The organism is Brachymonas sp. KE5, assembly GCF_057773645.1.
In genome coordinates, this window is record NZ_CM173463.1 from 2,147,049 (window position 1) to 2,169,912 (window position 22,864).

20 protein-coding genes and 1 riboswitch are annotated in these 22,864 nt (G+C 66.2%); of the genes, 17 read left to right on the plus strand and 3 right to left on the minus strand.

All coding sequences use genetic code 11. The features are described 5' to 3' along the window. The first annotated feature begins 160 nt into the window (after positions 1-160). The 3 genes from lpxK (at position 161) to kdsB (ending at position 2,371) form a co-directional block, all read left to right on the plus strand. The gene (gene lpxK / locus ACX36O_RS10175) at positions 161-1,261 is read left to right on the plus strand and encodes a tetraacyldisaccharide 4'-kinase (protein WP_213361361.1); all 1,101 of its coding nucleotides are present in this window, start codon (positions 161-163) and stop codon (positions 1,259-1,261) included. Positions 1,262-1,382: 121 nt separating this feature from the next. Further along, positions 1,383-1,598 (plus strand): Trm112 family protein, encoded by a 216-nt coding sequence (locus ACX36O_RS10180; protein ID WP_213361363.1) that lies wholly within the window; start codon positions 1,383-1,385, stop codon positions 1,596-1,598. Beyond that, on the plus strand, positions 1,595-2,371 hold the full coding sequence (kdsB, locus tag ACX36O_RS10185) for a 3-deoxy-manno-octulosonate cytidylyltransferase (protein WP_213361364.1): 777 nt from the start codon (positions 1,595-1,597) through the stop codon (positions 2,369-2,371). Before ACX36O_RS10180 ends, kdsB begins: the two co-directional genes overlap by 4 nt. A 130-nt stretch (positions 2,372-2,501) precedes the next feature. On the opposite strand, the gene ACX36O_RS10190 is transcribed toward kdsB, so the two are convergent. After that, positions 2,502-4,196, minus strand: coding sequence for an AMP-binding protein (locus ACX36O_RS10190; protein ID WP_371686456.1), 1,695 nt, complete (start codon positions 4,194-4,196; stop codon positions 2,502-2,504). Positions 4,197-4,427: 231 nt separating this feature from the next. On the opposite strand from ACX36O_RS10190, the gene ACX36O_RS10195 reads away from it, so the two are divergent. Beyond that, the gene (locus tag ACX36O_RS10195; RefSeq protein WP_213361366.1) at positions 4,428-5,396 is read left to right on the plus strand and encodes an MBL fold metallo-hydrolase; all 969 of its coding nucleotides are present in this window, start codon (positions 4,428-4,430) and stop codon (positions 5,394-5,396) included. A gap of 94 nt (positions 5,397-5,490) precedes the next feature. Here the strand turns inward: ACX36O_RS10195 and alaS are convergent, their stop codons facing one another. Continuing rightward, positions 5,491-8,118 carry an alanine--tRNA ligase gene (gene alaS / locus ACX36O_RS10200; protein WP_488359737.1) on the minus strand — a complete coding sequence of 876 codons (2,628 nt, stop codon included), beginning with the start codon at positions 8,116-8,118 and terminating at the stop codon, positions 5,491-5,493. A 98-nt stretch (positions 8,119-8,216) separates the two neighbouring features. After that, positions 8,217-8,439: riboswitch (cobalamin riboswitch) on the plus strand. Between the two features lie 152 nt (positions 8,440-8,591). Between alaS and ACX36O_RS10205 the strand changes: the two genes are divergently transcribed. The 12 genes from ACX36O_RS10205 to ACX36O_RS10260 all read left to right on the plus strand — a co-directional run bounded on the left by ACX36O_RS10205 (position 8,592) and on the right by ACX36O_RS10260 (position 19,741). Beyond that, positions 8,592-9,230: an energy-coupling factor ABC transporter permease gene (locus tag ACX36O_RS10205; protein WP_213361368.1), complete on the plus strand. Its 639-nt coding sequence runs from the start codon at positions 8,592-8,594 to the stop codon at positions 9,228-9,230. 72 nt (positions 9,231-9,302) lie between these two features. After that, positions 9,303-10,139 carry a precorrin-4 C(11)-methyltransferase gene (gene cobM / locus ACX36O_RS10210; RefSeq protein WP_213361369.1) on the plus strand — a complete coding sequence of 279 codons (837 nt, stop codon included), beginning with the start codon at positions 9,303-9,305 and terminating at the stop codon, positions 10,137-10,139. Next, complete coding sequence (locus ACX36O_RS10215) at positions 10,136-11,089, plus strand: sirohydrochlorin chelatase (RefSeq protein WP_213361370.1); 954 nt, start codon at positions 10,136-10,138, stop codon at positions 11,087-11,089. The genes cobM and ACX36O_RS10215 overlap by 4 nt, the downstream gene beginning before the upstream one ends. A gap of 21 nt (positions 11,090-11,110) precedes the next feature. Then, complete coding sequence (locus ACX36O_RS10220) at positions 11,111-11,806, plus strand: precorrin-8X methylmutase (protein WP_213361371.1); 696 nt, start codon at positions 11,111-11,113, stop codon at positions 11,804-11,806. 27 nt (positions 11,807-11,833) lie between these two features. Continuing rightward, positions 11,834-13,057: a cobalt-precorrin-5B (C(1))-methyltransferase gene (locus ACX36O_RS10225; protein ID WP_213361372.1), complete on the plus strand. Its 1,224-nt coding sequence runs from the start codon at positions 11,834-11,836 to the stop codon at positions 13,055-13,057. A 7-nt stretch (positions 13,058-13,064) separates the two neighbouring features. Continuing rightward, positions 13,065-14,372 (plus strand): precorrin-6y C5,15-methyltransferase (decarboxylating) subunit CbiE, encoded by a 1,308-nt coding sequence (cbiE, locus tag ACX36O_RS10230; protein WP_213361373.1) that lies wholly within the window; start codon positions 13,065-13,067, stop codon positions 14,370-14,372. Continuing rightward, a complete protein-coding gene (gene cobI / locus ACX36O_RS10235) occupies positions 14,372-15,202 on the plus strand; it encodes a precorrin-2 C(20)-methyltransferase (RefSeq protein ID WP_213361374.1) in 831 nt (276 codons plus the stop codon). Before cbiE ends, cobI begins: the two co-directional genes overlap by 1 nt. Then, positions 15,199-16,008, plus strand: coding sequence for a cobalamin biosynthesis central domain-containing protein (locus ACX36O_RS10240; protein WP_488359738.1), 810 nt, complete (start codon positions 15,199-15,201; stop codon positions 16,006-16,008). Before cobI ends, ACX36O_RS10240 begins: the two co-directional genes overlap by 4 nt. Positions 16,009-16,063: 55 nt before the next feature. Further along, a complete protein-coding gene (locus tag ACX36O_RS10245) occupies positions 16,064-16,561 on the plus strand; it encodes a cobalamin biosynthesis protein (RefSeq protein WP_488359739.1) in 498 nt (165 codons plus the stop codon). A gap of 95 nt (positions 16,562-16,656) precedes the next feature. Further along, positions 16,657-17,703: a precorrin-3B C(17)-methyltransferase gene (cobJ, locus tag ACX36O_RS10250; protein ID WP_371686448.1), complete on the plus strand. Its 1,047-nt coding sequence runs from the start codon at positions 16,657-16,659 to the stop codon at positions 17,701-17,703. A 131-nt stretch (positions 17,704-17,834) separates the two neighbouring features. Further along, positions 17,835-18,242, plus strand: coding sequence for a (2Fe-2S) ferredoxin domain-containing protein (locus ACX36O_RS10255; protein ID WP_488360238.1), 408 nt, complete (start codon positions 17,835-17,837; stop codon positions 18,240-18,242). Next, entirely contained in the window at positions 18,239-19,741 is a 1,503-nt protein-coding gene (locus ACX36O_RS10260) for a cobyrinic acid a,c-diamide synthase CobB (RefSeq protein ID WP_488359740.1), read from the plus strand. The genes ACX36O_RS10255 and ACX36O_RS10260 overlap by 4 nt, the downstream gene beginning before the upstream one ends. A gap of 102 nt (positions 19,742-19,843) precedes the next feature. On the opposite strand, the gene ACX36O_RS10265 is transcribed toward ACX36O_RS10260, so the two are convergent. Continuing rightward, positions 19,844-21,262: an aminotransferase-like domain-containing protein gene (locus ACX36O_RS10265; protein WP_371698463.1), complete on the minus strand. Its 1,419-nt coding sequence runs from the start codon at positions 21,260-21,262 to the stop codon at positions 19,844-19,846. A 199-nt stretch (positions 21,263-21,461) separates the two neighbouring features. On the opposite strand from ACX36O_RS10265, the gene gabT reads away from it, so the two are divergent. Further along, a complete protein-coding gene (gene gabT / locus ACX36O_RS10270; RefSeq protein WP_213361383.1) occupies positions 21,462-22,760 on the plus strand; it encodes a 4-aminobutyrate--2-oxoglutarate transaminase in 1,299 nt (432 codons plus the stop codon). Positions 22,761-22,864 lie beyond the last annotated feature (104 nt).

The window sequence follows — 22,864 nt, forward strand, 5'->3', positions numbered from 1 at the left end:
GGGCTGCCGGATACAGCCTGCAACCATCCGTTTGGGGGCCGGCAGAAACCCGTGCAAAAAGCGGTCAAAATACTGCATCGGGCCCGAGCCCCTTTATCAGGAGACCCATGTCCGTGAGCCAGCCGATTGTCGCCCTGCAGCCCTCCTCCGGAGGCACCGCATGACGGCCAATGCCTTTCTGCATCGTACCCTGCCGCGCCTGTGGCAGGAGCGCAGCGTGCTCGCGCGCGCACTGTGGCCGCTGTCGCAGCTGTATGGGGCCGCCTGGCGCTGGCAGCGCCGCCGTGCGCTGGAACAGCAGCGCGAGCGCCTGCCGGTGCCGGTGCTGGTAGTGGGTAATGTAGTGGCAGGCGGCGCGGGCAAGACGCCGGCCACGATTGCCATCGTGCAGCATTTCCAGTCGATCGGCGTGCATATCGGCGTGATCTCGCGCGGCTATGGGCGCAGCCCGCAGGCGCCGCATTGCGTGGTGATCACGCCGGATACCGACGCCAGCATCGGCGGCGACGAACCGGTGCTGATCCACCTACGCACCAGTGCGCCGGTGATCGTGTGTGCCGACCGCAATTTCGCTGCGCGCGAAATGGTCAAGCTCTACCCGGACGTGCGGCTGATCGTCTGTGATGACGGCCTGCAGCACCACGCCTTGCTGCGCGACGGCGAGATCTGCGTGATGGACGAGCGCGGCATCGGCAACGGCTGGCTGCTGCCGGCGGGGCCGCTGCGCGAGCCCTGGCCGCGCAAGGTGGATATCGTGCTGATGACCGGGCAGCCGGCCACGCCGGTGCCCATGCCGTCCGGGCAGGCGGTGTACCAGGCGCGCCGCGCCCTGCACGACCAGGCCGTGCGCGCCGATGGGCGCAGCTTTGCGCTGGCCGAGTGGGCCAGGCAGAAGCAGCCGGTGATTGCGGTGGCCGGCATTGCGCACCCGCACCGCTTCTTCGCCATGCTCGAGGCCGCCGGCCTGACGCTGGCGGAGCGCCACGCCCTGCCCGATCACGTGAGCCACGACACCCTGAGCGCGCTGGCACGTGAATGGGGGCCGCGTCGCCTGCCGGTGCTGTGCACCGAGAAGGACGCCGTCAAGCTGTGGGACAGCCTGCCACAGGCCTGGGCCGTGCCGCTGGTGCTGACACCCGAACTGCCTTTCTTCGCCGCGCTGTCGGCCTGGTGGCTGCAGCACGCGCGCGATATCCAGGGGCATGCGTTGCGGCAGATGCCCACCCAAGCCAAACCGCACCAGTCTGTCGCGGAAGCCTGAAGCCCCTGGCCCGGCAGCCAGTGGGCGCCGCCGCCTGCGGACGATGGCCCGGGATGCTGCCATGAGGCGTCGCCCGCGGCCGTACAATGCCAGCATTGTTTTCAAACGGATGTTTGCCGCCATGGATCCCAAACTGCTGGAACTGCTGGTCTGTCCCGTGACCAAGGGCCCCCTCACCTACCGCGCCGAAAGCCAGGAACTGGTGTCGCTGAGCGCGCGCCTGGCCTATCCGATCCGCGACGGCATTCCGGTGCTGCTGGAGAACGAGGCGCGCGCCCTGAGCGACGACGAGATCGAAGCCGGCCGCCAGCCCGGCACCGCTGCGCCGAGCGCATGAGCGCCAGCTACACCATCCTGATTCCGGCACGGCTGGCCAGCACCCGCCTGCCCGAAAAGCCCCTGGCCGAGATCGGCGGCGCGCCCATGATCGTGCGCGTGGCCCAGCGCGTGCAGCAGGGCCGTGCCCGCGTGGTGGTGGCGGCCGATCATCCGCGCATTGTCCAGGCCTGCGAGGCGCACGGCATCGCCGCGGTGCTGACCGACGAGAACCATGCCTCCGGCAGCGACCGGCTGGCGCAGGCCTGCACCCTGCTCGACCTGACCGACGAAGCCATCGTGGTGAACGTGCAGGGTGACGAGCCGCTGATGGACCCGGCCCTGCCCGCGGCCGTGGCCGACCTGCTGGCGCGCAGCCCCGAGGCCAGCATGTCCACCGCCGCGCATCCGATCCATGATCCGGCCGACCTGGCCAATCCGAACGTGGTGAAGGTGGTGTGCGATGCGCGCCAACTGGCGCTGTATTTCAGCCGCGCGCCGATTCCGTGGTGGCGCGATGGCTATGGCAGTTCGGTGGCCGATGCGGCCGCGCTGCCGCAGCAGCCGGCGCCCTTGCGCCATATCGGCATCTACGCCTACCGCGTGGCCTTTCTCAAGCAGTTTCCGCAATTGCCGCAGGCGCCGATCGAGACCTGCGAATCGCTGGAACAGCTGCGTGCGCTTTGGCACGGGCACCGCATTGCCGTGCACGTGACGCCGGATGTTCCCGGTCCGGGTGTCGACACACCTGCCGATCTGGAGCGTGTGCGGGCGCTGTTTGCCGCGGCTATCTAGACAGACTGCAGAACAATCGCGCAGCTACGCAGCAGAGTCGACTGCGCGCGATCAGGATGACCCCGTTCCGCGCCGAATGGTGCCCTCGCAGAACGGTTCAGTTCATCCGCAATTGCTGACAGTCTCTTGATCAGCCTTCGGTTTCGCGCAGGCGCCGGCGCAGCACCTTGCCCACGTTGGTTTTGGGCAGTTCGTCGCGGAACTCGATATGACGCGGGCGCTTGTAGCCGGTCAGGCGTTCCTTGCAGCAGCGCTGCACATCAGCCTCGGTCAGGTTCGGGTCGCTGCGCACCACGTAGAGCTTGACGGCCTCGCCCTGCTCCTCGTCCGGCACACCGATGGCCGCGCACTCCACCACGCCCGGGCAGGTGGACACCACGTTTTCGATCTCGTTCGGGAACACGTTGAAGCCGTTCACGTTGATCATGTCCTTCTTGCGATCCACGATGCGGATATGGCCATTGGGCTCCATGCGTGCGATGTCACCGGTGCGCAGGAAGCCATCCTCGGTGGTGGCGCGGCGCGTTTCCTCGGGCTGGTTGTAGTAGCCCACCATCACGTTGGGGCCGCGGATGCACAGTTCGCCCGCCTCGCCCAGCGGCAGTTCCTTGCCGTAATCGTCCAGAATGGCCACGTCGATGCCCGGCAGCGGCATGCCGATGGTGCCGGTGAACTCCCGGTTGGTGACCGGGTTGTTGGTGCCGATGGCGCAGGTCTCGCTCATGCCCCAGCCTTCGATCATCGGACAGCCGGTGGCCTCCTGCCAGCGTTTGGCCGTGCCCTCGGACGCGGCCATGCCGCCGGCCTGCGAGATGCGCAAGGACGAGAAATCGACGGTCTTGAAATCGGGCTGCACCAGCAGGGCGTTGAACAGCGTGTTCACCGCCGGCAGTACATGGAAGGGCTTTTTCTTGAGCGTGGCGATAAAGGCAGGGAAGTCGCGCGGGTTGGGGATCAGCGTCATGTGCCAGCCCTGGCGGATGCCGAGCAGGCAGACCGTGAGCGCGAAGATGTGGTACAGCGGCAGCGCGGCAATGGTGTGGATGCGCGTGGTGTCGCTGCCCATGTCCTTGAGCGCCGGCTGGAACCAGGCGTCGGCCTGCAGCATGGCGGCGACGATATTGCGGTGCGACAGGATGGCGCCCTTGGCCAGACCGGTGGTGCCGCCGGTGTATTGCAGGAAGGCGATGGAATCCAGCGTCTGCGGCACGCGCTTGAGCTGCATGCCGGCGCCCTGGCGCAGCGCCTGGCTGAAAGACGTGACAGCCGGCCCGCCGGGCATCTCCAGCTTGAAAGCCGGCACCATCTTCTTGACGTGGCGCACGGCAAAGGTCACCAGCTTGCCCTTGAGCCCGCCCAGCAGGTCGCCCATGGCGGTGACGACGACATGCTTGAGACTGGTACGGTCCATCACCTGCTCCAGCGTATGGGCGAAGTTTTCCAGGATGACGATGACGCTGGCGCCGGAGTCGCGCAACTGGTGCTCCAGCTCGCGCGGGGTGTAGAGCGGGTTGACGTTGACGCAGGTGTAGCCGGCGCGCAGCACGGCAGCCATGGTCACGCCGAACTGCGGTACGTTGGGCAGCATGATGGCCACGCGCGCACCCGGCTCCAGCCCCTGCGCCTGCAGCCAGGCGCCGAGCGCGGCCGATTCGCGGTCGAGCTGGCCATAGGTCATCGCCACATCCATGCAGATGGAGAACTGCTTGTCCTTGTATTTCTGCAGGGACTCTTCCAGCATGTCCGTGAGCGAGCCGTATTGCTCCGGGTTGACGTCGTGCGGAACGCCTTCGGGGTAATGCTGCAGCCAGATCCTGTCCACCATGCCTGTGTCTCCTCGCCTGTCGATGGTTGGCGTTGTTGTGCTTGGAATGTCGCGCTGAATAGCACGGTCGTTCGAACGACTATCCTATCCCACAGTGTCGGCTTTCTCCAGAGGGCCGAGGGCAGGGCTTACCCCTAATTGTTTGCCCCCCGATCGGGATGCGGGAGCCGTTATGCTGGGGGTTCGCATGACGTTCACGTCAATCAGCACCGCATCCTGTGTTTCTGCCCGATGTCCGCCTCCTCCCTGCTTCCTGCCGACCTGCAGCTGTTCCAGCGCGGCTGGCTGTCGTCCAACAACGTGCTGTGCCTGGGCGAACAGCCGGCGCTGATCGACACCGGCCATGACAAGCATGCCGAATTGACGCTGCATCTGGTGCAGACCGCGCTGCTGGGCGGGCCGCCGCTGCACACCATCGCGCACACCCATCTGCACAGCGACCATTGCGGCGGCACGGCGTTGCTGCAGCAGGCTTATCCCCAGGCGCACACGCTGGTGGCAGCCTCGTCGTGGGATTCCGTGCAACAGTGGGACATGCAGCGGCTGAGCTATGTGCTCACCGGCCAGCACTGCGGGCGCTTTGCCGCGCAGGGCGTGCTGCAGCCCGGCAGCGTGGTGCGGCTGGGCGCCTACGACTGGGAAGTGCACGCCACCGCCGGCCATGACAGCGATGCCGTGATGCTGTTCGAGCCGCGGCTGCGCCTGCTGCTGGCTGGCGATGCGCTGTGGCAAAGCCAGCTCAGCATTGTGTTCGACGAGTTGCCGCGCTTTGACCGGGATGGCTTTGCGGGGTTCGAGGCGACGCTGGCGCAGATCGAGCGCCTGCAGCCGCAGGTAGTGGTGCCGGGGCATGGCGCGGCGTTTGGCGAGGGCGAAGGCGCTGCCGTGACGGCCGCGATTGCCAGCGCGCGCAAGCGCATTGCACTGTTCCGCGCGCAGCCGGAGCAGCATGCGCGCTATGGCGCCAAGGCGCTGATCAAATACCACCTGCTGGATGTGGAGCGCATGGCGCTGGAAGCATTTAACCAGTGGCTGGCAGGTGCGCCGGTGTTTGCCGAACTGCACGCGGCACTGGGCGGTGGCATCAGCCTGGAGGCGTGGCTGGAAGACATCCTGAACGAGCTGGAGCGCAAGGATGCGATCTGGCGCCGTGACGGCGAAATCGGCGACAGTCCGACAGTGTCGCGGCAGCGGCTGTAGCCGTTACCGCCCTCTCACCAGCCAGCGAAGGCAAAGCAAAAAGGCATGCGCCGTTGCCAGCGCATGCCTTTACAGGGGAGGACCGCCCGGAAACTCAGACGCGCTCGGCCACCCAGCCCTGCACACCGGCCAGCGCCGCTTCCAGCCCGGCCGGGTTGGTGCCGCCGGCCATGGCCATGTCCGGCTTGCCGCCGCCCTTGCCGCCAACCTGCTGCGCCACGAAGTTGACCAGCTCGCCGGCCTTGATCTTGGCCGTCGCGTCCTTGGTGACGCCGGCAGCCAGCTGCACCTTCTCGCCATCGACGGCGGCCAGCACGATGGCGGCGGTCTTGAGCTTGTCCTTGAGCTTGTCCATGGTCTCGCGCAGGGTTTTGGCATCGGCGCCTTCCAGGCGTGCCGCCAGCACCTTGATGCCGTTCACGTCCACCGCCTGGTTCATCAGTTCGTCGCCCTGGCTGGATGCCAGCTTGCCCTTGAGCGCGGCGATTTCCTTTTCCAGCGCCTTGACCTGATCCTGCATCTGGCCGATGCGTTCCAGCACTTCGCCGGGGGCGGAGCGCAGCGCGCCGGCCACCTTGTCGACGGTGCTTTCCAGACTTTGCAGGTAGCTGAGCGCGTTGGCGCCGGTCACCGCTTCCACGCGACGCACGCCCGAAGCGACGCCACCTTCTGCCACGATCTTGAACAGGCCGATATCGCCGGTGCGGCCCACATGGGTGCCGCCGCACAGTTCGGTGGAGGAACCGATGCTGAGCACGCGCACAACATCGCCATACTTCTCGCCGAACAGCATCATGGCGCCGGTCTGCTTGGCTTCTTCCATGCCCATCAGACGGGCCTGGGTGTCGCTGTTGCAGAGGATCTCGGCGTTGACCTTGGCTTCGACTGCGGCGATCTGCTCGGGAGTGAGCGGCGCGGTGTGGGCAAAGTCGAAACGGGTGCGCTCGGCGTTGACCAGCGAGCCCTTCTGCTGCACATGCTCGCCCAGCACCTCGCGCAGCGCCTTGTGCATCAGGTGTGTGGCGCTGTGGTTGCGCACGGTTGCGGCGCGCAGTTCGCAATCCACTTCGGCCGTGACGGTATCGCCCACCTTGAGCGTGCCGCGCGACAGGGTACCGTGGTGGCCGAACACGTCGGCCTTGATCTTGAGCGTGTCGGCCACGTCGAACTGCACGCCGTTGGCCACCAGCACGCCCTGGTCGCCGACCTGACCGCCGCTTTCGGCGTAGAACGGCGTGGTGTCGAGCACGACCACGCCTTGCTGGCCGGCATCGAGTTGCTGCGCGGGTTCGCCATTGACATACAGGGCCACGACCTTGGCCTCGCCGCCCAGTTGCTCGTAGCCGGTGAAGGCATTGCCCTCGCCGCTGTAGTCGAGCAGCTTGTCCATCTTGAACTTGCCGGCCGCGCGGGCGGTGGCTTTCTGTTCCTGCATGGCTTCCTCGAAGCCGGCCTCGTCCACCGTCACGCCGCGCTCGCGGCAGACGTCCTGCGTCAGGTCGAGCGGGAAGCCGTAGGTGTCGTGCAGCTTGAAGGCGACATGGCCGGGCAGTTCGCGGCGGCCGGCAATCAAGGCGTCGTCCAGGATTTCCATGCCCTTGGCCAGGGTCTCGAAGAAACGCTCTTCCTCGCCCTTGAGCGCAGCCATGACCTGCGCCTGCTGCGCCTTCAGGCGCGGGTAGGCATCGCCCATCAGCGCCACCAGATCGGGCACCAGCTTGTGGAAGAAGGGCTTTTGCTGGCCCAGCTTGTAGCCGTGGCGGATGGCGCGGCGGATGATGCGGCGCTGCACGTAGCTGCGGCCTTCACTGCCAGGCAGCACGCCGTCGCTGACCAGGAAGGCGGTGGCGCGGATGTGGTCGGCGATCACCTTGAGCGAGGGGTTGTCCAGGTCGGTACAGCCGGTTTCGCGCGCGGCGGCCTTGATCAGGGTGTCGAACAGGTCGATCTCGTAGTTGCTGTGCACGTGCTGCAGCACGGCGGCCAGACGCTCCAGGCCCATGCCGGTATCCACGCAGGGCGCGGGCAGGCGCGTGACGCTGCCATCCTCGTGCATCTCGAACTGCATGAACACGTGGTTCCAGATCTCGATGAAGCGGTCGCCATCCTCTTCGGGCGAGCCGGGCGGGCCACCGGGGATTTCGGGTCCATGGTCGTAGAAGATCTCGGAGCAGGGGCCGCAGGGGCCGGTGTCGGCCATCATCCAGAAGTTGTCGCTCTTGTAGCGCGCGCCCTTGTTGTCGCCGATGCGGATGATGCGCTCGGGCGGCAGGCCGATCACGTCCTTCCAGATGTCGTAGGCTTCGTCATCTTCGGCGTAGACGGTGGCGGTGAGGCGCTCGGGCGGCAGGCCGTAGATCTGGGTGAGAAGTTCCCAGCCCCATTCAATGCTTTCGCGCTTGAAGTAGTCGCCGAAGGACCAGTTGCCCAGCATCTCGAAGAAGGTGTGGTGGCGTGCGGTGTAGCCGACGTTTTCCAGGTCGTTGTGCTTGCCGCCAGCACGCAGGCAGGCCTGCACGCTGGTGGCGCGGTTGTAGGGACGCTTGTCGGTGCCCAGGAACACGTCCTTGAACTGCACCATGCCCGAGTTGGTGAACATCAGCGTCGGGTCGTTGCCCGGCACCAGCGGGCTGGATTCGACGATGGTGTGGCCCTTGCTGGCGTAGAAGTCGAGAAAGGTCTTGCGGATGTCCGCAACGGTCATGGGGGAAGGGGTGCTCATGCTGGGGACGGCCGAACGGCCGCAAAAGGCTGTATGGGGAACGAAATGTGCTGCCCGAGATTATAGGTGCGCAGCCATTTTCAGCAGGAGGCCGCCTATAATTATGCATACATGCAGGTGTCCGGATGGAGTCATGTCCGTCCGGATGAAACGGGAAGCTGGTAAGGCCGAGGCCAAGTCCAGCGCTGCCCCCGCAACGGTATGTCAGTCAAGCTTGCAGCTCGATGCCACTGGTCGCTTCCGGCCGGGAAGGTGCTGCAGGCCCCCTGCCCTGTGCAGGAACTGGCAAGCCCGGAGACCGGCCTGCTGTGACACGTTTGTCAGCGTTGCGGAGGGCGATGCGGGCAGTGCACAGCCGGACTTCCCCCTTTTTCTTCCCGGCATCGCGCTTCCTTCAATACCCACCTGCCAGCGCGGCAGACTGTATGCCAGCCCCGGCTGGTCTTCTAGGGTGTTACTAAAAGGAAGCAATCATGCACATCGAACCCGGCATTCTCTCCTCCGCCAAGATCGCCTTTGCCAACGTCGCAGCCGTCGGCATGCTGGCTGCCTGCGCGCCCGCGCTGGTCAAGCGCCCGGCCCTGCTGCTGCGCACCGCGCTGGCGGCGCTGTTCTTCTCCATCTTCATGCAGGTGTTCCACATGCCGGTTGGCGCATCGGAACTGCACTTCGTCGGCGCCATGCCGATCTACCTGCTGCTGGGCTTCGTGCCCACGCTGTTCGGCTTTGCCTTTGGCCTGCTGCTGCAGGGTCTGCTGTTCGATCCGCAGGATCTGGCGCATCTGGCCGTGAACAGCCTGTCGCTGATGGTGCCGCTGGCTGCCGTGCACTACGGCCTGGGCAAGCGCCTGGCCGGCAAGTTCACCGTGGCCAACATCGTGAAGCTGGACTTTGCCTTCTACGCCGGCGTGACGCTGATGGTGGGCTTCTGGCTGTCCATGGGCACCGAACCCACGCCGCTGGCCAACTGGGCCACCTTTGCCGCCAGCTACCTGGCGCTGGTGCTGGTCGAGCCGCTGGTGACGCTGGCCATCGTGCGCGCTGCGCGCGGCTTCAAGGACAGCAACTGGGCCCAGCTGTGCCTGGATGAGCGCGTGACGGCTGCTGCCTGATCACTGCCGTCCGCCGGCCCGGCCTGCAGTGTGCGGGCCGGGCTTTTGCCGTTTCTGTTTCTGGTTTTTCCCATGCAATTCTCTTCCCTGCCAGGCAAGGTCTGGTTTGTCGGCGCCGGCCCCGGCGATCCGGAGTTGCTGACCGTCAAAGGGCGCGACCTGATCGCGCAGGCCGGTGCCATCCTGTTTGCCGGCTCGCTGGTGAGCGAGGCCGCCACGCGCTGGGCGCCTGCCGGCTGTGTGATCGCCGACAGCAAGGACATGACGCTGGAGCAGATCTGCGCCTGGCTGATCGCGCAGGCGCAGCAGCACGCCGTGGTGGTGCGCCTGCAGACGGGCGATCCTTCGCTCTACGGCACGCTGATCGAGATGGCGCAGCCGCTGGATGCGGCCGGCATACCGATCGCGGTGGTGCCGGGCGTGACCTCGGCCATGGCCTCGGCCGCTGCGGCGGTGGAGAGCCTGACACTGCCCGAGGTGACGCAAACCGTGATCCTCACGCGCGTGGAAGGCCGCACGCCCATGCCCGAAGGCGAAAGCCTGCGCGAACTGGCCCAGCATCGCTGCACGCTGTGCATCTACCTCTCCATCACCCTGCTGCACAAGGTCGAGAGCGAACTGCGCGCCGCCGGCTGGCCGGAGGACGCGCCCATGCTGGTGGTGCACAAGGCGAGCTGGCCGGGCGAGGAGCGCATCCTGCGCGGCACGCTGTCCACCATCAAGGCGATCTGCCGCGAGGCCGGCGTGGTGAGCCAGAGCATGATCATCGCCAGCCCCACACTGGGTGCCCGCCAGTGGCCCGAGTTGACCAAGTCGCGCCTGTATGACGCCGGCTTTACCCACCGTTTCCGCCGCGCCAGTGCGCCTGCGGATGACGTTTCCCCCTCTTCCTCCGGAACCCCGACATGACGACTCCTACCCTGCTGCTGGTTGGCCATGGCTCGCGCGAGCCGGGCGGCAACGCAGAAATCGAACAATTCGCACGCCGCTGGCGCCAGGACCGGCCCGAGTGGCACATCGAGGTGTGCTTTATCGAGTTTGCCGATGTGCTGCTGGACGAAGGCCTCGACCGTGCCGCCGCCCATGCGCAGCAGCATGATGGCAAAGTGCTCGTATTGCCGCTGATCCTGAACGCCGCCGGCCATGTGAAAGGCGACATTCCCTATGCCCTGGAGCAGGCGCGCCAGCGCTTTCCGCAAGTGCAGTTCGACTATGCACCGCATCTGGGCGCCTGCGAGCCGGTGCTGACGGTGCTGCGCCGCAAGCTGCGCCATGCCATGCACCGGCTGGACATGCCCGATCCGCAAGGCACCGGCGTGATCCTGCTGGGACGCGGCTCCAGCGACCGCAAGGCCAATGGCGAGGTCGCCAAGATGGCACGCTGGCTGTGGGAGGAAACCGATCACGAGCTGGTGGATGTGGCCTTTACCGGCATCACCTACCCGCGCCTGGAACGCGTGGTGCAACGGCACATGCTGCTGGGCATGACGCAGATCGTGATCCTGCCCTACTACCTGTTCACCGGCACGCTGATGCACCGCATCGACCGCCAGGTGGAGCATCTGCGCAAGCAGTATCCGCAGCTGCGCTTTGCGCACAGCCAGTATTTCGGCTTCGAGCCGGAGGTGTTTGCGCTGCTGGACGAGCGGGTGGACAAGTGGCTGCGCGGCGCGCCGCATGCGACGGTGCGCTATGACGTGGCGGGGTATGTGCCGCACAGCCATGATCACCATGATCATGCGCATGGCGAACACGGACATGACCATTCGCACGACGGGCACCACCATGCGCATGCACACGACCATGGCGACGACGGCAACGACGCCGTGCGCCACTGCACGCATGTGTCCCACCACTGATTCGCACTTCACGGGTTTGCCATGAGCACCATCAACACTGTTACCGAGCAGCTCACGCGCGCCGGCCAGGTCATCGAGCATGACAGCTTTGCCATCATCGACAGCGAAGCCGGCCCGCACGTCTATACCGAAGGCCAGTGGCCCATCGTGCGCCGCATGATCCATGCCAACGCCGATTTCGAATTCAACGGCCTGACGGACTTCCATCCCGATGCGGTCGAGGCCGGGCTGCAGGCGCTGCTCGATGCCAAGGCGCGCGGCGGCATCGCCATGGTGGCGGACGTGGAAATGATCTGCGTCGGGCTCTCCAAGCCACGGCTGTCGCACTTCGGCGTGATGACGCACCAGTTCATCAGCGATGCCGACGTGATCGCGCAGGCGCAGCAGGAAGACACCACGCGTGCCGTACAGGCCATGCGCAAGGCGCATCGGCTGGGGTTGCTGGATGGCGCCATTGTCGGGATCGGGAATGCTCCCACCGCGCTGATCGAGCTGGTGCGCCTGATCCGCGAGGAAGGTGTGCGCCCGGCGCTGGTGGTGGGCATGCCGGTGGGTTTTGTCTCTGCCGCCGAAAGCAAGGATCTGATGGCCGAAGTGCAGGAAGTGCCGTGGATCGTGATCCGCGGGCGCAAGGGCGGCTCCACGCTGGTGGTGGCTGCGCTGCACGCACTGCTGGCGCTGGCCGAGGCGCGCCAGAAGCAGGCCGTGGCTGCCTGAAGCCTTCTGACCACGGAGCTTTCAAGCATGGAAGGCAAACCCCAGAAAGGCACGCGCACCGGCTTTACCACCGGGGCCTGTTCGGCCGCAGCCGCACGGGCCTGCGCCGTGGGCATGGTGCATGGCCTGGTTCCGCCCCATATCACCAGCCTGCTGCCCAATGGCGACCGCGTGAGCTTTGCCGTGGGCGAGGGGATGGTCGAGGGCGAAGGCGTGGAGCGCCATGCCCGTGCCTGGATCGAGAAGTTCGCCGGCGATGATCCCGACTGCACCGACAAGGCCCACCTCACGGTGGACCTGCGCGTGCTGCCAGGGCAGGTCGGCCGCATCGTCTATCGCAACGGCGAAGGCGTGGGCACGGTGACCATGCCCGGCCTGGGCCTGGAAGTGGGCGGCCCGGCCATCAACCCGGTGCCGCGCCAGAACATTGCCGACAACCTGCGCGAGGCACTGGACGAGCTGGGCAGCGACCTGCTGCAGCGCCACGGGCTGGAGGTGACGATCAGCGTGCCCGGCGGGCAGGACATGGCCAAGAAGACCACCAATGCACGACTGGGGATTCTGGGCGGCATCAGCATCCTGGGCACCACCGGCATCGTCAAGCCCTACTCCACCAGCGCCTGGCGCGCCAGCGTGGTGCAGGCCATCCAGGTGGTGTCCACGCTGGGGCATGACGTGGTGGCGCTCACGACCGGCGGACGCACCGAGAGTTTCGCCATTGCCGAACTGCGCAAGGACCACCCGGAACTGCCCTCGGCCTGCTTCATCCAGATGGGCGACTTTCTGCGCTATGCGCTCGATGAAGTGGTGGCGCAGGGCATCCGGCTGGTGGTGCTGGGCGTGATGGTGGGCAAGCTCACCAAGATCGCCCAGGGCGAGACCATCACCCACGCCAACCGCAACGTGGTGGATACCGATCTGGTGGCGCGCATCGCACGGCAGATCGGCGCCAGCGACGAGGATTGCACCGCCATTGCCGACGCGCAAACCGCGCGCTTCGGCGCCGAGCTGATGGTGGAACGCGGCCTGGGCGATGCCTTCCACCATGCGCTGGCTCAGGCCGCCATCGACACCCTGACTGCACCGGATCGCTATGGCGATGCCTTCCAGATCCGCGTGCTGGTGTGCGACTTTGCCGGCAACAAGGTGGCCGACGTGCTGTCGCCGCCGGTGCCCGCGCGCCCGCGACCCGAAAGCGCCGGCCGCACCGGCATCGGCCACACCCATTCATCTGACTTCGATACGGAATAAGCCCGGCATGCAGACTCTTGCCAAGGACCCCAACCCCTGCCGCGTGATCGGCGTGCTCGACGATGGCGCCGAGAGCCTCACGCCGACCGCGCTGGCGCATATCCGCAATGCGGATGTGATCATCAGCTGGGCCGACAGCCTGACGCTGTTCGCACCCCTGTTCAAGCCCGGCGCCCAAGTGCACGACGCCGGCGGCAAGCTGTCGGAAGTGCCCGAGTGGGTGCGGTCGGCGCGTGCGCTGGACCTGCGCTGTGTGGTGCTGGCCACCGGCGATCCGCTGTGCTTTGGCGTGGGCAGCTATCTGGCTGCGCGCCTGTGCGTGCAGGCGGTGGACGTTCTGCCCAATGTGTCCACCATTCAGTTGGCCTGTGCGCGGCTGGGATTGTCCTGGGCCGACATGAAGCTGGCCTCGATCCACACGCGCGATACCGGCGAGTGGGAGCGCGGCGCTCCGCCCTCGCATGGCATGTATGCGCTGGCGCAATTGGTGCGCCGCCATGCGCGTCTGGCGGTGCTGACCAGCCCCGAGAACACGCCGGGCCGCATCGCGCGCATGCTGCAGCGCGAAGGCCTTGCGGAAGATTTCCGGATGGCGGTGGCCGAGCGCCTGGCCAGCGCGCAGGAGCGCGTGCTGGGTGAGCTGAGCGTAAATGAGGTAGCCACGGCCGAGTTTGCCCATCCCAACGTGGTGCTGCTGTGGCGCCAGACGCCGCTGCCAGAACCGGTGCTGACCAGCCAGGCCGACAGCGCCTTCACCCAGCGCCAGCCCGACAAGGGCTTGATCACCAAGCAGGAAGTGCGCGCCGTGTCGCTGGCGCGGCTGCAGTTGCGCGCCTCCAGCGTGGTGTGGGACATCGGCGCAGGCAGCGGCTCGGTGGGGCTGGAGGCGGCGCGCCTGTGCTCCAGCGGGCACGTGTTTGCCATCGAGAAGAACGCGGGCGATTTCGCCATTGCACAGTCCAATCACGCGGCGTTTGGGGTGAGCAACTACAGCCTGTTCAACGCCAAGGCGCCGGAGCTGCTGGATGGGTGGCCGGATCCGGACGCGGTGTTTGTCGGTGGCTCGGGCGGCGAACTGGAAGAGCTGATCCGGCTGATTCTGCGGCGCCTCAAGCCGGGTGGTCATCTGGTGATGAACTTCGTGACGCTGGAAAACCTGGCGACAGCCACCGCGACGCTGCAGGCGCTGGAGGACAGCGGCATCCAGTGGGATGTGCTGCAACTGCAGGCTGCCCGCAGCAAGCCCATTCTGCACATGCACCGCATGGCCGCCGAAAACCCGGTCTGGATCGTGACCGCGAAGAAGGAATGTTGATGAACCATGAATCTCCATTGAGTGCGGCGGCTGGCCTTGCCGGCAAGCCGGTAATGGGCACCCTGATCGGCGTGTCGCTCGGCCCCGGCTCGCCCGGCCTGATCACGCGCGATGCCTGGGAGCAGCTGCAGCGCACCGATGCGGCCTGGGTCTATCCCGCACGCAGCGGCAAGACCCCGAGCTATGCCTTCGACATCGCCAGCCGCGCCGGCCTGCAGCCGCCGGCCGAGCATGCGCAACTGCTGTTCCCGATGACACACGATGGCGAGAAACTCGCCGCTGCCTGGCTCAAGGCCGCGCACGCCATCCTGCCCTGGCTGGAAGCCGGCCGCGACGTGCTGTTTCTGGTCGAGGGCGATGCCAGCACCTATGCCACCTTCGGCCATCTGGCGCGCACGGTGCAGCAGCTGGATGCGGCGATTCCCGTGCGCACGATTGCCGGCGTCAACTCGTTCACCTCGGCCTGTGCCGATGCGGGCATTGCGCTGGCAGAGCAGGACGATACGGTGGCCATCATTCCCGCCGCCTATGGCGTGAGCGCCATCGACCGGCATCTGAAGGAGTTCGACACGCTGGTGCTGATGAAGATCAAGCCGCTGCTGAACGAGCTGCTGGACTGGCTGGAGCAGCGCAATCTGCTGGAAGAAGCCTGGTTCATCGAGCGCTCCGGCGCCGAGGATGAACGCCACCTGAGCGGGCGCGAACTGCTGACGCTGCGAGATACCAAGATCAGCTACCTCTCGCTGATGATCATCAAGCATCCGCACCGCGTGCGGGGGGAGCGGATCAAGGGGTGTCTGAAAAAGGACCGGGCGGGAGTTGCCGCATGAGCACGGATCACAAGGTTGTCACTTCGGCCCCGGCGGTCCCCGAGGAGCAGGTGCGTGTAGCACTGGTCGCCATCACCAAACACGGCGCGGCGCAGGCGCTGGAGCTGGCCGGCCGCTGGCCGGAGCATCTGCCGCCGGCGCATATCTGCACCTCCGCCAAGTTTGGCGAGGTGTTCGCCGGGCTGCCCAATCCGGTCCATGTCTACACCGGCGCGCTGAAGGACGAGATTCCGCGCCTGTTCGCCGAGCATGACCAGCTGGTGTTCTTCGTCTCGCTCGGCGCCGTGGTGCGCCTGATCGCCCCGCATTTGCGCAGCAAGGACGAGGATCCGGGGGTGATCGTGGTGGACGATGCGGGTGACTATGTCATCCCGGTGCTGTCCGGCCATGTGGGCGGCGCAAATGCCTGGAGCGAGCGCGTGGGCGCCCTGATCGGCGCCACGCCGGTGCTGACCACGGCGTCGGATGTGGGCAAGACGATTCCGGTGGACATTCTCGGCCGTCACCTGGGCTGGCGTGTGGAAGCGCCCAAGATCAACATCACGCGCGTGTCGGCCGATGTGGTCAACGGCGAGGCAATTGCCTTTGTGCAGGAAACCGGCAGCCGCCACTGGTGGACGCGCCCAACCCCGCTGCCGGCCAACGTCGAATTGCTGGAGCGCTTCGACCAGGTCGATCCGGCCCGCCACCGCTCGGTGCTGTGGGTAACGCATGCCGAGCTGGACGCGCCGTTCTGGCAGCAGTGGCACGAGCGGCTTGTGGTGTATCGCCCGCCGGTTGGACAGCAGGAAGGTGACCGTGGTTGAAGCGCAAGAACTGACGCAAAGGCCGGCGCCAGATGCGGACCAAGCCTCGATGCCCATGCAAGGGCAGGCAACGCAGCTCTGCGCGCTGGGCCTGGGCTGCGACCGCGGCACGCCCACGGCAACGCTGGAGCAGGCCATCGAGCAGGCGCTGCTGCAAGCAGGTCTGCAATGGCACCAGGTGGCCGCCGTGGCGAGCATCGACCTCAAGGCGGACGAGCCCTGCATGCAGGAAGTCAGCCGCCAGCATCACTGGCGCATGCGCTTTTTCCCGGCGCAGCGACTGGCTGGCGTTGCTGTGCCCAATCCGAGCGAAACCGTGCGCAAGTACACCGGCACGCCGTCCGTCAGCGAAGCGGCGGCGCTGCTGGTGGGCGGCCTGCTGCTCGGCCATGCGCAAGCCCTGCCCGCCCGGCAATTGCTGGTGGAGAAACACAAGCTGCGGGGCCCGGATGGCCGCAACGCCACCGTTTCCGTCGCCATGCTGCCAGCGCATCCCTTGCCCGCACATGCCCTACCCGATATGCATCACACGACCGGCCAGCCGGCGCCCTGATGCGTACTGACCAACCTTCTCCTGGCCAGCTCAGAAAGCGCCTGCAATCCGAACAAGGCCCAGGCGCAAACCCCTTATTCAAGAAACGGATTCCCATGACCACGACCTCCCCCTCCCGCAACGGCAAAATCATGCTGGTCGGCATCGGCCCCGGCGACGCCGGCAGCATGACGGCGCGCGCCCGTGCCGCCATCCAGGAAGCCGACACCATCATCGGCTACGTCACCTATATCAAGCTGGTGGCCGACCTGATCGAGGGCAAGGAAGTGATCCGCAAGAGCATGACCGAGGAGCTCGATCGTGCCATCGAGGCGCTGGAGCGTGCGCGCGAGGGCAAGAAGGTGGCGCTGGTGTCGTCCGGCGATGCGGGCGTGTACGGCATGGCGGGCCCGACCTTCGAGGTGCTGTTCCAGGCCGGCTGGACGCCGCCCGAGGTGCATGAGGAAGAAGCCGAAGACGGCAGCATCCGCCGCGTGGTGGCCGATGGCATCGAGGTCGAGATCATTCCGGGAGCTTCCGCCATCAACGCCTGCGCGGCGCTGGTCGGTGCGCCGCTCACGCACGATTTCTGCGCGATTTCGCTGTCCGACCTGCTGACGCCCTGGCCCACCATTGCACGCCGGCTCGACGCCGCTGCCGCCGCCGATTTCGTGGTGGCGCTGTACAACCCCAAGAGCGGCCGCCGCACCCAGCAGATCGTGCAGGCGCAGCGCCTGTTCCTGCGCCACCGCGATCCCGCCACTCCGGTGGCCATCGTCAAGTCCGGCTACCGCCGTCGCCAGAATATCGTGCACACTACACTCGCCGAGATGACGGATTGCGATATCGGCATGCTGAGCACGGTGCTGATCGGCAACAGCAACACCTTTGTGCGCCATGGATTGATGGTAACGCCACGCGGCTACGCCAACAAGTACGAGGTGGAAGGCAGCAAGAGCACGCGCGACGGCGAGAAGGCCGGCCGCTCGCTCAGCACCGGCCTGGCCGGCTGGCAGGAAACCGTGCGCGAGGCGCATGCGTCCGGCAGCAGCATCGACACACTGGCGGCAGAATACCGCCTGCCCGCCGACTACATCCGCATGACCATCGAGGAACCGGCGCTGGACGGCGCGGAAATCACTGAAGAAGGAATTGAAGCATGAATGAAGCCAAGGTCGCGGAGCTGCGCAAGGAATGTCTGACCTGCGAGCGCGGATGTGATGCCGCGGTGGAGATGGCCCTCCAGAGCAGAAACGCCACTTTGCAAAAGAACGGCGCGCCAGCCGACACGGCCATGCACGACGGCGCGGCCAGTAGCGCGGCAACTTCCTCGGATGCCGTCAACACGGGCGTGACCAAGCCGAAAATCAGCCACTACCGCCGCCACCTGCTGCTGTGCGTGGGCCCGCGCTGCACGCAGGATGGACAGTCGCAGGCACTGTACGACAGTCTGGGCGAGCGCTTCAAGGCCGCCGGCCTGCAGGAGGGCGCCCTGCGCGTGAAGCGCAGCCGCGTGAGCTGCTTTGCCGCCTGCAAGGGCGGCCCCATCGTCTGCGTGCAGCCCGATGGCGTGTGGTACTACAACGTGACCTCCGCCAATATGGACCGCATCATCGACGAACACCTCGTCCACGGGCGCGTGGTGGAAGACCTGGTGTTTCACCAAGGGCCCGACATGCACGGCGATGACGACGCGCCATGACCTCCTGCGTTGCCCTGCTGATCGCCGCCCCCGCTTCGCGCCAGGGCAAGACCACACTCACCGCCGGACTGGCACGCCTGCATGCGCGCGCCGGGCGGCGCGTGCAGGTGTTCAAGTGCGGGCCGGATTTTCTGGATCCATACTGGCATGAACTGGCCAGCGGCCGGCCGGTGTACCAGCTCGATCTGTGGATCAACGGCGAGCAGGAGATTCGCGAGCGCCTGCACCGGGCCGCGCAGGAATCGGACCTGATCCTGATCGAAGGCGTGATGGGGCTGCACGACGGCAAGCCGAGCGCGGCCGATATTGCGCGGCTGCTGGGTATTCCGGTGTTGTGCATCCTGAGCGCGGCGGCCATGGCGGATACCTTTGGCGCCGTGGCCTACGGGCTGCGTCGCTATCCGCATCCGTCCGGCAAGCCGCTGCCCTGGGCCGGCGTGCTGGCCAACCATGTGGGCAGCGAGCGCCATGCGGGCATGCTGCGCGACAGCATGGTGGATGATGATTTCTGGGGCCACTTGCCGCGCGATGCGGGGTTCAGCCTGCCGGAGCGGCATCTGGGGCTGGTGGTGGCGCAGGAGGTGGAAGACGCCACGGCGCGGCTGGATGCGGTGGCGGATGCGCTGGCCCGGACCGAGCTGGGAGCGCTGGCGTGGGCGCCGCAACAAGCGATGATGGGCACATCGGACGCTCCATCGTTGGAGACCAAGACGGCAACTTCTTCTGATGCGCCTGCTTTCGATCGGCCTCCTTCTGGTCTAACTGTTTCAGCGGCTCTGAAAGCGGACCCGGCAGAAGACGCCCCAGCGCAGCTTTCAGCCAGCTCCCACCCCATTTCCAGTTGGCAGGACTGGCGCGTCGACTTCGCGCCTCCTGCGCTGCAGCCGCTGCCCCGTTTGCTGGAAGGCAAAACCATCGCCATCGCGCGCGATGCCGCGCTGTGCTTTATCTACGCGGCCAATCTCGATACCTTGCACGCCATGGGCGCCACAGTGGTGTCCTTTTCGCCGCTGGCCAACGAGGCGCTTCCGGAATGCGATGCCCTGTGGCTTCCCGGCGGCTATCCCGAACTGCATGCCGAAACCCTGGCGCAAGCCACTATCAGCCGCGATAGCGTGGCAGCGCACGTCCGGGCGGGCAAGCCGGTCTGGGCCGAGTGCGGCGGCATGATGCTGCTGTTTGAAACCCTGACGCAAAAGGACGGCAGCACGCAGCCCATGTGGGGCTTGCTACCGGGAAAAGTAACCATGCAGCCGCGTCTGGCCGCCCTGGGCAGCCAGCAGCTGGATTGGGGCATGGGCACACTGCGCGGCCACACCTTCCACCATTCGCGCGAGAGCACGCCGCTGGTGCCGATCGCGCACACCCAGCGTCCCTCCACTGGAGAGCAGGTGGATGCGCTCTACCGCCATGGCAGCATCATGGCAAGTTACTTTCATGCCTGGTTTGCCTCCGAACCGGCAGTGACAGCGATGCTTTTTACGCAAATGTACGACTAGCCCGGCCACGGCGACGACGTGTTCGCGCCGGTACAGCAGGTCGAATGATCAGCGTGCACGTTGTCTTGTCTCCCGCGCTGGCTGCCGGTCCTGGTGGGCGTGCTACGCCGCTGCGCCCCCCTCTGGGTCGGCCCGCCCGATCTCCTGCTGCAGGAAATCGAACACCGCCTCATCCTCGCAAAACGCCACATTGAAGCGCAGCCATGGGCTCGGCTCCAGCCCTGGCGAAAACAGATGCCCCGGGCCAAGCAGGATATCGTGCTCCGTGGCGCGCAAGGCCAGTTCATTGGCATCGGCAATGCGAGGATGACGCACCCACAGGAACATGCCGGCCTTGGGCTCGGTGAACAGTTCGAAGCCCAGCTCCAGAAAGCGCGCCGCCACCTTCTCATGGGCTGCGGTGAGGCGGTCGCGCAGCGTCTTGGCATGCTTGCGCCAGCGGCCGTCGATCAGCGCGCCGTAAACGATGCGCTCCGACAGTTCGGCCGAGGTGAGCCCCGAAATCATCTTGAGTTGCGCCAGATCCTCGATCAGTTCGGGGTTGCACGCCATATAGCCCACGCGCAGGTTGGGGGAAATGGTCTTGGAAAAACTGCTGATGTAGACCACGCGGTTGAGTTGGTCCAGGCTGGCAAACGAAGGATGCGGGCGCGGGTCGAGATCACTGTAAATGTCGTTTTCGACCAGCGTGACATCGTATTTTTCCGCCAGTTGCAGCACGCGGTACATATGTGCGAGCGTGGCGGATGCTCCGGTCGGGCAATGCAGGCGCGGCTGGGTGAAAAACACCTTGGGCCTGCGTTCTTCCAGCAGGCGTTCGAGCAGCGCCAGATCGTAGCCCTCCTCGGTACGTGGCACGCCCAGCAGCTCACCGCCGAGCAGGCGCAGGCCAAAGCACAGGTTGGCATAGCTCGGGTCGTCGATCAGCACCGGATCGCCTGCATGCACCAGGCGGCGCGCGATCAGGTCGAGTGCATGGCTGGAACCTTGTGTAAGCAGGATCTGTTCGGTGGTCACCGCCACTTCATGCTCGGCCAGCAGGTCACGCACCAGCTGGCGCAGCGGCGCAAAGCCCTTGGGCTCGCCATAGCCGCTGATGCTGATCTCGCCCGAAGCCAGTGTGCGCAGCGCACGGCGCACCCCATCGCCGAACAGCCAGTCTTCCGGCAACCAGCCGCAGCCGGGTTTGCGGCTGAGCCCGCGGTGCTCGAAGATGCGCCGCATGTAGTACATGGAGTCGAAATCGTAGCTGCCACCGGCTGCGGGCACCAAGCCCTCGTCCTGCCGACGCCGGCGCACGAAAAATCCCAGGTGCGGGCGCGACACGAAATAGCCCTGCGCCACCAGCCGGTCGTAAGCGTCCACCACCGTGTACACGCTCACGCCATGCGCGTGCGCAAACTGCCGGATGGAAGGGAGCTTGGAACCCGGACGCAGCGAACCTTCCTCGACCAGACGGCTGAAGCCGTCCACGATCTGCTGGACGAGAGACACGGAAGAGGAAGAGTCGAGTACGAACATGGCAATCACAGTCCCGGTGGGCGGGAACCACCAACACCTCAAAACTAGGGGTTAGTACCGATCGGGTTTGTTTGTACAGCACACACCCCCTGCACAGTACCAGTCGCCGCAGGCACAAGCTGTATATGTTAGCCCTTCGGCCCGGTCTATAGAGTGGCATCCCACTGTTCGCCAATGTTATTCACCGGAGAAGGAAGCCATGCTCGACACCACCAAGACCACCAACGCCAGCCTGTACGCGCGCCGCGAAGCGGCCATTCCGCGCGGCGTGGGCCACACGCACCAGATCTTCATCGACCGTGGCGACAACGCCGAGATCTGGGACGTGGAAGGCAAGCGCTACATCGACTTTGCCGGCGGCATCGCCGTGCTCAACACCGGCCATCGCCACCCGCAGATCATGGAAGCCGTGCAGCAGCAGATGACGCGCTTCACGCACACCTGCTTCCAGGTACTGGCTTACGAAAGCTATGTGGAACTGGCCGAGCGCCTGAACGACAAGGCGCCGGGCAATTTCGCCAAGAAGACGGTGTTCCTGTCCACCGGCGCCGAAGCCGTGGAAAACGCCGTAAAAATTGCGCGCTGCCACACCGGCCGCGGCGGCGTGATCGCTTTCAGCGGCGCCTACCACGGCCGCACCTCGCTGACCATGGCGCTGACCGGCAAGGTCGTGCCCTACAAGGCCGGTTTCGGCCCCTTCCCGGGCGAGATCTTCCATGCCCGCTTCCCCAACCCCAAGCGCGGCGTGACGATCGAGGATTCCATCGAATCCATCGAACAGATCTTCAAGAATGACATCGAGCCGAGCCGCGTGGCGGCCATCATCATCGAGCCGGTGCAGGGCGAAGGCGGCTTCAACCCGGCGCCGCGCGCGCTGCTCGAGCACATCCGCGCCGTGTGCGACCAGCACGGCATCGTGATGATCGTGGACGAGGTACAGACCGGCGCCGGCCGCACCGGCACCTGGTACGCCATCGAGCAGAGCGGCGTGGTACCGGACATGATCACCCTGGCCAAGTCGATGGCCGGTGGTTTCCCGATTTCCGCCGTCACCGGCCGCGCCGAGATCATGGACGCACCGGCACCGGGCGGTCTGGGCGGCACCTATGCCGGCAACCCGATCGGCTGCGTGGCCGCGCTGGCGGTAATGGACACCTTCGAAGAGGAAAACCTGCTGCAGCGCTCGCGTGACGTGGGCCAGCACATGGTGGCCAAGCTCGAAGGCATAGCCGAGAAGCATCCCGAGCTGGCCGACATCCGCGGCCTGGGCGCCATGGTGGCGGTGGAGCTGTGCAAGAACGGCGACATGCAGCAGCCCGCGCCCGAGCTGGCCAAGGCGATCTCTGCCGAAGCCGCACGCCGCGGTCTGATCCTGCTGACCTGCGGCACCTACGGCAACGTGCTGCGCATCCTGGTGCCGCTGACGGCCAGCAATGCGCTGCTGGACGAGGGCCTGGAGATTCTTGCCGCCAGCGTGGAAGCGGCCAAGCAGGCCTGATCCGTTTTTGTCGGGGGCGCCGGGCACACACCCTTGGCGCGGGAACAAGGCATGCAGCAGTCACGCCCTCCCGCCGCCGGGCCGGCGCACCCCGATGTTTATCC